We start from the raw sequence: 12,600 nt of genomic DNA, 5'->3' as shown, positions 1-12,600 counted from the left end.
GAGTCATGTTTATGACCGTAGGGGCCTCTTTTGGCTCTAGGCGGCCCTTGGCAAAGCTGCTACTCTCGGCGCGCTTTGTGACCTCTTGGCCTGCTTTTAACCGCCAGACTCACCCAAAAACAAACAAATAATAATCGCATCAAATGCGATGAATGAATTCGCGTCGCTGAGGAGTGGGCTTCCATGATCGAAGACTTTTGGAAGGATAAGTACCCCGCCGGGATTGCTGCAGAAATCAATCCAGACGAGTATCCGAATATTCAGGCGGTACTGAAGCAGTCCTGCCAACGCTTCGCCAACAAACCGGCTTTCAGCAACCTGGGCAAGACAATCACCTACGGTGAACTGTACGAACTGTCCGGCGCCTTCGCCGCTTACCTGCAACAGCATACCGACTTGCAGCCCGGTGATCGAATCGCCGTGCAACTGCCCAACGTCCTGCAATACCCGGTCGCCGTATTCGGTGCCATCCGTGCTGGCCTGATCGTGGTCAACACCAACCCGCTGTACACCGCGCGGGAAATGGAACACCAATTCAACGACTCCGGTGCCAAGGCCCTGGTCTGCCTGGCCAACATGGCGCACCTGGCTGAAAAAGTCGTGCCCAAGACTTCCGTCCGGCACGTGATCGTCACCGAAGTCGCCGACCTGTTGCCGCCGCTCAAGCGCCTGCTGATCAACAGCGTCATCAAGTACGTGAAGAAGATGGTCCCGGCCTATCACTTGCCCAAGGCGATCAAGTTCAACGACGTATTGGCCAAGGGCCACGGCCAGCCGGTGAACGAAGTCAGCCCCGCCAGCGACGAAGTCGCCGTGCTGCAATACACCGGCGGCACCACGGGCGTGGCCAAGGGCGCGATGCTGACCCACCGCAACCTCGTCGCCAACATGCTGCAGTGCAAGGCGCTGATGGGCTCCAACCTGAATGAAGGTTGCGAGATCCTGATTACCCCGCTGCCGCTGTACCACATCTATGCCTTCACCTTTCATTGCATGGCGATGATGCTGATCGGCAACCACAACATCCTGATCAGCAACCCGCGCGACCTGTCGGCGATGGTCAAGGAGCTGTCGAAGTGGAAGTTCAGCGGCTTTGTCGGCCTGAACACCCTGTTTGTTGCCCTGTGCAACAACGACGCCTTCCGCAAACTGGATTTCTCGGCACTGAAGGTCACCCTGTCCGGCGGCATGGCCCTGCAACTGGCGGCGGCCGAGCGCTGGAAAGCGGTCACCGGCTGCTCCATCTGCGAAGGTTACGGCATGACCGAAACCAGCCCGGTGGCCACCGTGAACCCGATCCAGAACATCCAGATCGGCACCATCGGCATCCCGGTGCCGTCGACCCTGTGCAAGGTCATCACCGATGACGGCGTCGAGCTGGCGCTGGGTGAAGTGGGCGAGTTGTGCGTCAAGGGCCCGCAAGTGATGAAGGGCTACTGGCAGCGCGAAGACGCCACCGCCGAGATCCTCGACAGCGAAGGCTGGCTGAAGACCGGTGACATCGCGATCATCCAGCCGGATGGCTACATGCGCATTGTCGACCGCAAGAAGGACATGATTCTGGTCTCCGGTTTCAACGTCTACCCCAACGAGCTTGAAGACGTGCTGGCGACCCTGCCGGGCGTGCTGCAATGCGCGGCCATTGGTGTGCCGGACGAGAAGTCCGGGGAACACATCAAGATCTTCATCGTGGTCAAGCCGGGTGCCAGCCTGACCAAAGACCAGGTGATGGAGCACATGCGCGCCAACGTCACCGGCTACAAGGTGCCCAAGGCCGTGGAATTCCGCGATGCGCTGCCGACTACCAACGTGGGCAAGATCCTGCGCCGCGAACTGCGGGATGAAGAACTGAAAAAGCTGGGTTTGAAGAAGTAACTCGGCCCCCAACAAAAAGCCCCGCAGATGCGGGGCTTTTTATTGAACGATGATTTTCCCGCATTGAAATGCAATCCAAATGTGGGAGCGGGCTTGCTCGCGAAAGCGGTGTGCCAGTGATATACCGGTTACTGACACACCGCATTCGCGAGCAAGCCCGCTCCCACAGTTTTTACCGTATTCCTACAGTACGAATTGCGCGAAGCTCACACCGGCACCGGCCGGGCGTACGTCCTTGAGGAACGAGTCCTTGTCGGCACTCAGCTCCAGGGTAATCTCCGGCTTGCGCTTGCCGGCATTGCGCACCACCAGGCCTTCCAGCTTCTCGCGCAGAAACACCGTTGGCACCTTCAGGTGCAGCAACTGGTCGCTCTCGGCGTTGTGCATCAACAAGTGGATCCACTCGTACTGGCCCACGGCAATCCGGCCCACCGGCAGGTCGAACCACCAGATGTTGCGTTTGCGGTCCAGGTCGGTGAAGTGGCAGTTGTTGACACCGAGTACGGCACCGCCCAGTTCCTGGTTTCTGCGGGCAATGGCCTGTGCTTTATTGAGTTTCATAACCTTCCTACGGGATCTGTTACCCAGCGCTTGCGCCTGGATGTGCCCGGCATTCTCGTGGGTTGGCCGCAAAACATAAAGCCAAACCTGTACGGCGCGATGAAATGCCGCTGAAAAAATAATTGAAACTCTCTGGAAAGGCCAAGGGTCAACGATTACGTAGTGACCAAAATCCTTGATTGTTCCCAGGAGAAATACCATGAGTAGCACATCGGATAAGGCAAAAGGTTTGGCGAACGAAGCCGTAGGCAACATCAAGCAAGGTGTTGGCAAAGTCACCGGCAACGACAAGTTGCGGGCTGAAGGCGTGGTTCAGGAAAAGAAAGGTGAAGTGCAAAAAGCAGTCGGCGACACCAAGGACGCAGTAAAGAAAGCGGTCAAATAGTCCCGACCTGGCTGCCTGCACTCCAGCAGCCCGACGGCCATCCACGGATGGCCGTTTTTGTGTCACCTGCAGTGATTAAAGTTTGGAAATTGTTTCAAGGTCGCCAAATAAGCTACCTTGATGTAGAAAACGGCCCCTGAGTCGCCCACGAACTCAACTTTTTGCGGCGAAAGGAGACGCTATGATTTTTCCGGTATTACAAGGCTTGCCCCTGCACAAAGTGCTGGTGCGCACTGTCACAGAGTTCCTCGATGACGAGATGCCTACGTACGCCTCGGCGCTGGCCTACCAGATGCTGTTCTCGCTGTTTCCCTTCCTGCTGTTCCTGATTGCCCTGATCGGTTTCCTGCACCTGCCGGACTTCTTCACCTGGCTGCGCATGCAATCGGAACTGGTATTGCCGCCCCAGGCCCTGGAGCAGGTCAACCCGGTGATCGACCAGTTGCAGCAATCCAAGGGTGGCCTGTTGTCGGTGGGTATCGTGATCGCGCTGTACACCGCCTCGGCGGGTGTGCGCCTGATGATGAGTGCGATGAATGCCGCCTATGACGTGGTGGAAGGCCGACCGATCTGGAAGCGCTTCCCGCTGTCGATTTTCTACACCGTAGGCTTCGCCGGCATGCTGTTGGCCGCCGCCGCCTTGATGGTGCTCGGGCCGCAGGTAATGGAATGGCTGGCGGGGCAGATCGGCATGCAGGAATTCGTGGTCACGCTGTGGACCATCCTGCGTTGGCCGCTGATCGTCATCCTGTTGATGTTCTCCGTGGCGTTGATGTACTACGTGATGCCTGACGTGAAGCAGAAGTTTCGCTTTATCACCCCGGGATCGGTCCTGGCGGTGGTGGTCTGGATCGTCGCTTCCCTGGGTTTTGGCTACTACGTCAAAACCTTTGCCGACTACAACGCCATGTATGGCAGTATCGGCGCGATCATTGTGCTGCTGTTGTACTTCTACATCTCGGCTGCCGTGCTGTTGCTGGGGGCGGAGATGAATGCGGTGATCGAACACATGTCGGCCGAAGGCAAGGATCCTGGTGAAAAGGACTTTGGCGAGCACGACGAAAAAAAGCATGTCTCAGGCCTTGGCCGCGACCCTTCCCTAAAGCCCACTACCGATGAAGTCTGATCGATGATCCGTGAAATCCTGAAAATGGGCGATGAGCGCCTGCTGCGCATTGCCCCGCCGGTTCCGCCGGAAATGTTCGACAGCCCCGAGCTGTGGCAGTTGATTGATGACATGTTCCAGACCATGGAACACGTCGGCGGCGTCGGCCTGGCCGCACCGCAGATTGGAGTGGACCTGCAACTGGTGATCTTCGGTTTCGAGAGCAGCGAACGCTACCCGGACGCGCCCGCCGTGCCCCAGACCATCCTCATCAACCCGCTGATCACGCCGCTCAGCCCGGTGCTGGAAGAAGGTTATGAAGGGTGCCTGTCGGTGCCTGGTTTGCGTGGGGCAGTGGACCGTTACCAGCAGATTCGCTACGAAGGGTTTGACCCCAAGGGCGAGCCGATTGTGCGGATTGCCGAAGGCTTTCACGCGCGGGTGGTACAGCACGAGTGCGATCACCTGATCGGCCGGCTGTACCCGTCGCGGATTACCGATTTCAGCAAGTTCGGGTTTATCGAAGTGATGTTCCCGGATATGGATCCTACGGCAGACGAATAACCCTCAGGCAAAACACACCTCAAACTGTGGGAGCGGGCTTGCTCGCGAAAGCGGAGTGCCAGTCACCGAAGATATAGACTGATCCACCGCATTCGCGAGCAAGCCCGCTCCCACATTTGTTCTGCGTGCATTCAGCTTATTTTGCGGGCTTCACAAACCGCAACGTCATCCGGTCCGACTCACCAATCGCCACATACTTCGCCTTGTCCTTTTCCCCCAACGTCAACGCCGGCGGCAAGGTCCAGACCCCATCCGGGTAGTCCTTGGTATCTTTCGGGTTGGCATTCACCTCGCTCTGCCCCTCAAGCTTGAACCCCGCATCCGTCGCCAGTTTCACCACATACGCGGTGGTCAGGTAACCGCTGTGCTTGATGTCTTCCAGCGATGCCCCGTCCTTGGCCCGGTGATCCACCACCCCCAGCACGCCGCCCGGTTTCAACACCTTGAAGAACGCCTCGAACATCGCCGGCGCCGTATCCGCCATCACCCAGTTATGCACGTTGCGAAAGGTCAGCACGGTGTCGGCCGAGCCAGGCTTGCCCAGCACCGGAGCCTTGGGGTCGAACTCGGCGAAGCCGGCCTTGGAATAATGCACCGGGTCTGCGGCGAATTTCTTTTTCAGGTTTTCTTCTGATGTACGCGCGTAGGCACTGCTGTTCGGCGCCTGCACGGCAGCGATGTAGTGGCCGTTATCCTTAAGCAGCGGCGCCAGCAGCTCGCTGTACCAGCCACCACCGGGGGTGATTTCGATCAGGGTCTGGTTGGCCCGCAGGCCAAAGAACTCCAGGGTCTGCTGCGGGTGACGATACACATCACGCGCGCTGTTGGCCGGCACGCGCCAACTGCCGGCGAGCACGGTTGCATACTGCTCGGCGGAAACCGGCGCTTCGGCTGCCTGGCTCAAGGCCGGGGCGAGGAGAGCTGCAAGGGATAAGGCTGCAAGGGTCGCTTTCATGATCATCCTGTAATGGGCCGCTGGTGCCGCCGAGGCTAGCATGGGGCCCACAACGGCTGATCACACTTTATTGAAGGACGACCTCACCAACGGTTCTAAGCCCATGGCGATCATCGGCTTGTTGCGTTTGTAGCGCACCAGGCGCTCCGACAAGGACTGCGGCAGCAACGTGTCCTGGGTAAAACCCAGGCGTTGATAAAAGCCTTCCAGGTCCGGATGGCACAGCAGCCACACCGTGCCTTCAACGCTTGCGACCGAGGCGCGAATCAATTGCGCCGCCAGCCCCTGGCCACGCAGCGCCGGGTCGACAAACAGCCCGGTCAACCACTGCCCACCCACCACCGGCGTCAGGCACAGGCCCGCGACAATCTCGCTGCCCTTGGCCACCCACAACTGGCCACCCTTGAGGGCCTTCATCGGTGAGTTATGGCTGCGATAGAACTTGTTCAGCAGCGGCCACAACGGCTCTGCCAGTCGGTCAATGTGCAACTCGGGCATGGTTTTCAAACACGCGAATCCAGGGGGTGCAGATTATAAGTCGGGCAAAGCGCCTTCTGTTGGGCAATCGGTGTTATACCCAGTGTTACATCCCCTGTAAGTGGAGCACGCATCATGGCCAAAGGTCTGAATTCCAAGAAAGCTGACAAGAAAAAACCGGCAAAGACCGCCGATGAAAAACGCGCTGAGAAAAAGGCCAAGAAAACCGACAGCAACCTGTTCGGTCATTAAGTTCTAAGCTAAGCACCAAACGATCTGCAAGATTTTCCCGCCCCATTGCACAGAGCAGGATGAAGCCGACTTTTTCGTCGGCCACGCCTGCCCTGAGCTGCCGATGTCCAACTACCTTGATGAAACCCAGCGCCGGGAAATCGAAGCCCTGGCCCAGACCTTTACCGCCCGCACCGAGTGGCCGACCTGGCTGCTGTTGATCGGCGTCTATGCCGGCTGGTTTGCGGTGATCCTCGCCAGCCGCTGGCTTGGCCTGTGGCTGAGTACCGCACTGTTGATCCCGCTCGTGACGCTGTGGATGTCCCTGCAACACGAACTGCTGCACGGCCATCCCACACGCTTCACTGCTTTGAACAAACTCCTCGGCTACGCACCGTTTGCCGTCTGGTACCCCTACACCCTGTACCGCAACTGCCACCTGGTGCACCACAACGACGAAGACCTGACGGTGCCCGGTGTCGACCCGGAAAGCCGCTACCTGAATCAGCGGCAGTGGGACGACAGTTCACTGTTCGAGCGCACCTTGCATTGGCTGACCAAGACCGTCCTGGGGCGCTTCCTGTTGGGTTCGCCGCTGGCGCTGTGGAAGCTGGCGCGCAACGAGGTCAGACGCCTGCGCGAAGGCCAGCGCCAGGCGTGGCTGATGTGGCTGAGCCATGGCACCGTGACCGTGCTGATGTTGACCTTCATCGCCCACTACAGCGTGCTGCCGGTGTGGCACTACGTGGCGCTGGTCAGCGTGCCGGCCTTGTCGGTGGCGGCGATCCGTTCCTACTATGAGCATCGCCCGCACCCACAACCGGAACAGCGCACGGTGCTTAACGAAGCCGCCTGGCCGTGGACCTGGCTGTTCCTCAACAATAACCTGCACCTGGTGCATCACGACTTGCCGAAGCTGCCGTGGTATTTGCTGCCCACCGTGTACCGCGCGCGCCGCGAACAATGGGTGGCGCGCAGCGGCGGGTTCCTAGTGCAGGGTTACGGCCAGTTGATCGGCCGTCACGGGCTCAAGGCCATCGACAGCCCACGGCACCCCTTTGCTTGAGAGACGACCATGAGTGACCGCTACGCCGAACTGCTGATGTACGTGGCGCCGCAGCAGGTGCAACAGGCCAATGAGCGCTGGCTTTCGCGCATCCTTGAGCGCCTGGGCGCGACCCGCCGCAAGGCTGATCATCTCGACCTGCGCAGCCTGTGGCGCGCCCCGCAATTGCTGCTGACGCAAACCTGCGGCTACCCGCTGATGACCGAGCTGCGCGGGCAAGTCCAGGTGATTGGCCGCCCGCGCTACGAACTGCCCCACAGCAGCGGCGGCCAGCATTGCAGCCTGCTGCTGACCCGCGACGACAATCCCCGCGTTGCCTTGGCGGACTTCCAAGACAGCCGCGGCGTGATCAACGGCCATGACTCCAACAGCGGCATGAACCTGCTGCGCGAACGCCTGGCGCCGCTGCAGCAGGGCGGTCGGTTCTTTGCCGAAGTCGGCATCAGCGGCGCCCATCGCGAAAGCCTGCGCTGGCTGCGGGAAAACCGCGCCGACCTTGCCGCCATCGACAGCGTGACCTACGACTACCTCGCCCGTTTTGCCCCAGAGGAAGTGGCCGGGCTGAGGATCGTCACCCGCAGCGCGCCCAGCCCGACGCTGCCTTACATCAGCGCGCCGGGCTCAAGTGAACACCTGCGGGAGGTCATGAACCTGGCCTTGCAGGATCTGCCCGAAGTGGTGCAAACCCTCGGCGTACACGAAGTGCTGCCCGCCACCGAAGCGGATTACCAGGTGCTGCTGGATTACCGGCAGCAGGCTGAAGCCTTGGGTTATCCACGCCTCCAATGATCGTTCCCACGCTCCGCGTGGGAATGCATCCTGTGACGCTCTGCATCACCATTTCAAAGCAGACGCAGAGCGTCCAAGGCGGCATTCCCACGCAGAGCGTGTGAACGATCGGTTATATAAAAATACCTTTTAAATATTATTAAAGAATAAGCAGCCTTGCTAGGATCGCTCCACCGGAACACCGGACATAACGCGCAACCTACTCAGATGGAGCCACTATGTCCGGCGCCGACACTTCTCACAGCGATTACGTGGGCGGATTATTCCGCAGTCATTACGACTGGCTGTGCGGCCGTTTGCACCGCCATCTCGATTCCCGTGCCCACGCCGAAGACATCGCCGCCGACACCTTCGTCCAGCTCCTGAGTTCCCCGGGCGTGGCGCCGATCCGCCAGCCACGCGCCTTGCTCACCACCATTGCCCAACGCCTGATGTACCAGCTGTGGCGTCGCCGTGACTTGGAGCGCGCTTACCTCGACGCCCTCGACCAGGACGAAACCTCTCCCGCGCCATCCCCTGAGGATTTGGCGCAGATGCTCGAAGCCCTGCAGGCCATCGACCAGTTGCTCGACGGCTTGCCGGCCAAGGTCAAGGCGACCTTTCTGCTGTCGCAACTCAATGGCCTGACCTACCCGGAAATCGCGGCCGAGCTGGGCATTTCCCAACGCTCGGTCAGCGACTACATGACCCGTGCCGTCAACCGCTGCCTGCGGCTGTGCCTGGAATGAGCGACGACCTGATCGACAGCGCCACTCGCTGGGTGGTGTTGCTGCGCTCCGGCGAGGCGAGTGCCGCCGACTGGCAGCGTTACCATCAGTGGCGCGCCGCAGACCCGCGTCACGAAGCCTTGTGCCAACAACTGGAAACCCGCCTCGGTGTGTTTCAAATTCCGCAGGCCCAAGGCGTCAGCGGCAAGGTATTGCAGCAGGCACTGGACGCGCCATCCAGCCGCCGCACCGTATTGCGCGGTGCCCTGGTGGGCGCTGGTCTGATGCTGGGCGCCGGTTGGCTGGCCCGGCCGGTGGTGGAGGATTTGACCGCCGATATCCGCACCGGCACCGGCGAACGGCGCACTGTAGCGCTGGCTGATGGCAGCGAGTTACTGCTCAACGCCCGCAGTGCCGCCGACATCCAGTTCGACCCGCAACACCGCGTGGTGCGCCTGCGCGATGGCGAGTTGCTGGTGAAGATTGCCAGGGACAGCAACCGACCGTTTTTCATCCAGACCGATCAAGCTCGACTGCATGCCTTGGGCAATCGCCTGTTGCTGCGCGAGCGCGAAGGGCAGGGCCATGTGGTGGCGCTCAACGGTGCCCTGGAGATCGACGGCCAGAACGGTGAACGCCTGCAACTGGAGGCCGGGCACGAGGTGACTTATGACCGCTTCGGCTTCGGCCCGGTGCTGGCCAGTTCCTCGGGGGCGACGGCGTGGATCGACGGTTTCCTGCAAGTGCGCGACCGCCCGCTGGTGGAAGTGATCGACGCACTGCGCCCGTATCACAACGGTGTGCTGCGCCTCGATCCGGCGGTGGCAGGGTTGCGGGTCAGCGGCCTGTACCGCCTCGACAATCCCGACCAGATCCTCGACACCCTGGCACGCACCCTGCCGATCCACATCACCCGCCGGACCGGGTTGTGGGTGACCGTCAGTGCCACCTGAAAACGGTTCACCTCGGTCAATGTGGGAGCTGGCTTGCCTGCGATGCGAGCACCTCGGCCTCTCAGATGTACCGCAGCGATACCATCGCAGCCTCGCTAAAGCTCGACAGCTCCCACAGTTGACCGCGTCGTTTCCGAATGTCGGTTCTAACGCCATAACCAAACGATCTGCAAGTTTTCCCCCGGCCATCCCACATCACTCCCGTAAGCGCTGCGGGGAGCAGCGCTCAGGAGTTTCCTTGGGGGGAGCCAACGTGAGCCCATTCAACCGTACACCGCTTCGAACCTTTGCCCTGGTGCCGTTGGCCAGTCTGTTCCTGTCTTTCGCTGCCAGCGCCGAAGAGGCGCGGCAGGTCTACCACATCGCGCCCGGCCCGCTGGATGAAGTGCTGCTGAACATCAGCCGCCAGAGCGGCCAGGTGATTTCCTTCACGCCACAATTGGGCAACTATTCCTCGGCGCGGGTCGACGGTTCGCTGTCGGCGCAACAGGCGGTAGACGCCGCGCTCAAGGGCACCGGCCTGCAAGTCCAGGTCAGCCCGGACGGTGCATTCATCATCAAGGAAGGCGCCAAAGTCGCGCCTGCCAGCAACAGCATCAAGGCGCAAACCGCCGAAGCCCAGGCGCCGACCCTCGACCGTGTGGTCGCCATCGGTACCCGTCGCAGCGACGCCACGGCCCTGACCAGCAGCGCCCCGGTGGATGTGATAAACGCCGAGGAACTCAAGCAAACCGGCGCCACCAGCCTTAACCAGGCGCTGTTCCAACTGCTGCCCTCGTTCAACTTTCCACAGAACAACAGCGCCACCCGCGGCCAGGATCCGAAAGGCGCCTCCCTGCGCGGCTTGTCCCCGGACCAGACCCTGGTGCTGATCAACGGCAAGCGCCGGCACACCTCGGCGGTGGTGAACATTTCCGGTGGCGTGCCGTTCATTGGCGCGCAGCCGGTGGACCTCGACATGATCCCCATCAGCGCCATCGACCACGTCGAAGTGCTGCGCGACGGTGCCTCGGCGCAATACGGTTCGGACGCGGTGGCGGGGGTGGTCAACATCGTGCTCAAGGAGCGCGACAGCGGTGGCGGCATCAACACCCAACTGGGCAAATACGCCCAGGGCGACGGCTTCAGCAAAACCACCGATGGCTGGTACGGCATCGGCTTGCCGGGGGATGGTTTCCTGACCCTGAGCTTCAACACCCTGAACAACAAACCCGATGACATCGGCGACAAATACGTCGCCGACGGCCAGGTACAAGACCCGCGCTGGGGCGGTGCCGGGCGCGACAAATACAACCTGGCGGCCAACGCCGAAATCGGCCTGAACGACCAATGGCGCCTCTACAGTTTCGCCACCTTCGGCCAGGACACTTCGGTAAACAACACGCCGCCGCTGCTGGCCAGCAGCCCGAACAACGTGGCCGGGATCTACCCCAACGGCACCATCCCGAAATACCGCTATCGCTATGAAGACGGCGCCGTCACCGTCGGCACCCGCTATGAAGACGAGAGCATCGGCCGCTTCGATTTGAGCGCCACCTATGGCCGCGACGAGCACGACGAACTGGCTTTCAACACCGTCAACCCGAGCTACGGGATCAACAGCCCGACCAAGTTCAACGTCGCCACCTTGGTCAACGACCAGACCAACATCACCCTGGATTACGCCAAGGATCTGAACGTCGACTGGTCGAGCCATCCACTCACCGTTTCAGCGGGCGTCGCCTACCGGCATGAGCAATACCGGCTGGAGGCCGGCGACTACGATTCCTATTCCTACGGTGGCATCGACGGCGTGCAGGTTGGCGCGGTGCAGGCTTCGGGCCTGACCCCGGATGACGCCGGCACCTTCAAGCGTGATGTGGGCGGCGTGTATTTCGGCCTGGAAAACCAGGTCACCGACAAGCTCCAGGTGGGCATTGCCGGGCGTACCGAGCACTACTCGGACTTCGGTTCAGCCACCACCGGCAAACTCTCGGCGCGCTATGACTTCACCCCGAAAGTCGGCCTGCGGGCCACGGTCAACAATGCCTACCACGCGCCCAGCCTGGGCCAGATCGGCACCTCCTGGACCACCACCACCAACCTCGACGCCAACGGCAACCCGGTGCTGACCCGCATGCTGCCGGCCGACAACCCGGCCGCCCGTGCCCTCGGTGCGCAGCCGCTGAAGCCCGAGAAGTCCACCAACTTCTCCCTGGGCCTGGTGCTGCGCCCAACCGACCAGGCCTCGCTGACCATCGACGCCTACCAGATCTCGATTCGTGACCGCCTGCTGTTCAGCGGTGGCATTTCCGGGCCGCTGGCCGAGCAGATCCTCAAGGACGCCGGCTACGGCCAGTACTCCTGGGCGCAGTTCATGACCAACGCCGCCGACACCCGCACCCGTGGCGTCGACATCGTGGGCAAGTACAACCTGGACCTTGAGCAGTTCGGCAACCTGAACCTGTCGGCGGGCTACACCAAGGCCCGCACCACTATCGAAAAGGTCCACGAAAACCCCAACGGCTTCGAAGTGCTGACCCGTGAATCCCGTGGCTTCCTGGAGCACGGTTACCCGGAAGACAAGCTGGTGTTTGGCGCGGTCCACAAGCTCAACCAATGGACCATTGCCCTCAACGAAACCCGTTACGGCAAGTACCGCAAATATGCGTCCAGCGAAGCCAACGCCCAGTACGACCAGACCTTCAGTGCGCAATGGACCACCGACCTGGACGTGAACTACGCCTTCACCAAACAACTGCGGGTGTCGGTGGGCGTCAACAACCTGTTCGACAGCAAGCCTGACGACTACAACACCCGTTTGCGCCAGACCCCGGGCCAGCAATACAGCTACCTGTCGCCGACGGCGCCGGAAGGGGCGTTTTACTACACGCGGCTCAGTTATGACTTTTAAACCCTGATCTTGAAGGGTGTGGAGATCAACTGTGGGAGC

General features: G+C 60.9%; 12 protein-coding genes. 9 read left to right on the top strand and 3 right to left on the bottom strand.

What is annotated here, in order from left to right:
• Positions 1-183: 183 nt before the first annotated feature.
• Positions 184-1,875: a long-chain-fatty-acid--CoA ligase FadD1 gene (fadD1, locus tag HX786_RS24895; RefSeq protein ID WP_003213041.1), complete on the top strand. Its 1,692-nt coding sequence runs from the start codon at positions 184-186 to the stop codon at positions 1,873-1,875.
• 183 nt (positions 1,876-2,058) lie between these two features.
• Here fadD1 and HX786_RS24890 read toward each other — a convergent pair whose 3' ends face one another.
• On the bottom strand, positions 2,059-2,436 hold the full coding sequence (locus HX786_RS24890) for a hypothetical protein (RefSeq protein WP_178912724.1): 378 nt from the start codon (positions 2,434-2,436) through the stop codon (positions 2,059-2,061).
• Positions 2,437-2,635: 199 nt separating this feature from the next.
• On the opposite strand from HX786_RS24890, the gene HX786_RS24885 reads away from it, so the two are divergent.
• The 3 genes from HX786_RS24885 (at position 2,636) to def (ending at position 4,490) form a co-directional block, all read left to right on the top strand.
• Positions 2,636-2,821, top strand: coding sequence for a CsbD family protein (locus tag HX786_RS24885; protein WP_003213044.1), 186 nt, complete (start codon positions 2,636-2,638; stop codon positions 2,819-2,821).
• A 181-nt stretch (positions 2,822-3,002) separates the two neighbouring features.
• On the top strand, positions 3,003-3,947 hold the full coding sequence (locus HX786_RS24880) for a YihY/virulence factor BrkB family protein (RefSeq protein WP_003213047.1): 945 nt from the start codon (positions 3,003-3,005) through the stop codon (positions 3,945-3,947).
• 3 nt (positions 3,948-3,950) lie between these two features.
• Positions 3,951-4,490: a peptide deformylase gene (gene def, locus HX786_RS24875; protein WP_003213049.1), complete on the top strand. Its 540-nt coding sequence runs from the start codon at positions 3,951-3,953 to the stop codon at positions 4,488-4,490.
• A gap of 136 nt (positions 4,491-4,626) precedes the next feature.
• On the opposite strand, the gene HX786_RS24870 is transcribed toward def, so the two are convergent.
• Positions 4,627-5,445, bottom strand: a complete 819-nt coding sequence (locus HX786_RS24870) for a class I SAM-dependent methyltransferase (protein ID WP_008431591.1) — start codon at positions 5,443-5,445, stop codon at positions 4,627-4,629.
• Between the two features lie 60 nt (positions 5,446-5,505).
• The gene (locus tag HX786_RS24865) at positions 5,506-5,943 is read right to left on the bottom strand and encodes a GNAT family N-acetyltransferase (protein WP_178912731.1); all 438 of its coding nucleotides are present in this window, start codon (positions 5,941-5,943) and stop codon (positions 5,506-5,508) included.
• 334 nt (positions 5,944-6,277) lie between these two features.
• Between HX786_RS24865 and HX786_RS24860 the strand changes: the two genes are divergently transcribed.
• From HX786_RS24860 to HX786_RS24840, 5 genes are all read left to right on the top strand, one after another.
• A complete protein-coding gene (locus HX786_RS24860; RefSeq protein WP_178912723.1) occupies positions 6,278-7,219 on the top strand; it encodes a fatty acid desaturase in 942 nt (313 codons plus the stop codon).
• Between the two features lie 9 nt (positions 7,220-7,228).
• Positions 7,229-8,008: a phosphate/phosphite/phosphonate ABC transporter substrate-binding protein gene (locus HX786_RS24855; protein ID WP_008431597.1), complete on the top strand. Its 780-nt coding sequence runs from the start codon at positions 7,229-7,231 to the stop codon at positions 8,006-8,008.
• Positions 8,009-8,226: 218 nt separating this feature from the next.
• Positions 8,227-8,736, top strand: coding sequence for a sigma-70 family RNA polymerase sigma factor (locus tag HX786_RS24850; protein WP_003213062.1), 510 nt, complete (start codon positions 8,227-8,229; stop codon positions 8,734-8,736).
• Complete coding sequence (locus HX786_RS24845) at positions 8,733-9,668, top strand: FecR domain-containing protein (protein WP_177035215.1); 936 nt, start codon at positions 8,733-8,735, stop codon at positions 9,666-9,668. Before HX786_RS24850 ends, HX786_RS24845 begins: the two co-directional genes overlap by 4 nt.
• A gap of 253 nt (positions 9,669-9,921) precedes the next feature.
• On the top strand, positions 9,922-12,561 hold the full coding sequence (locus tag HX786_RS24840) for a TonB-dependent receptor (protein ID WP_102369756.1): 2,640 nt from the start codon (positions 9,922-9,924) through the stop codon (positions 12,559-12,561).
• The last annotated feature ends 39 nt before the right edge of the window (positions 12,562-12,600 follow it).

Source organism: Pseudomonas sp. 21615526 (assembly GCF_013386245.1).
GTDB lineage: Bacteria > Pseudomonadota > Gammaproteobacteria > Pseudomonadales > Pseudomonadaceae > Aquipseudomonas.
This window is presented reverse-complemented; position numbering and strand designations above follow the sequence as displayed.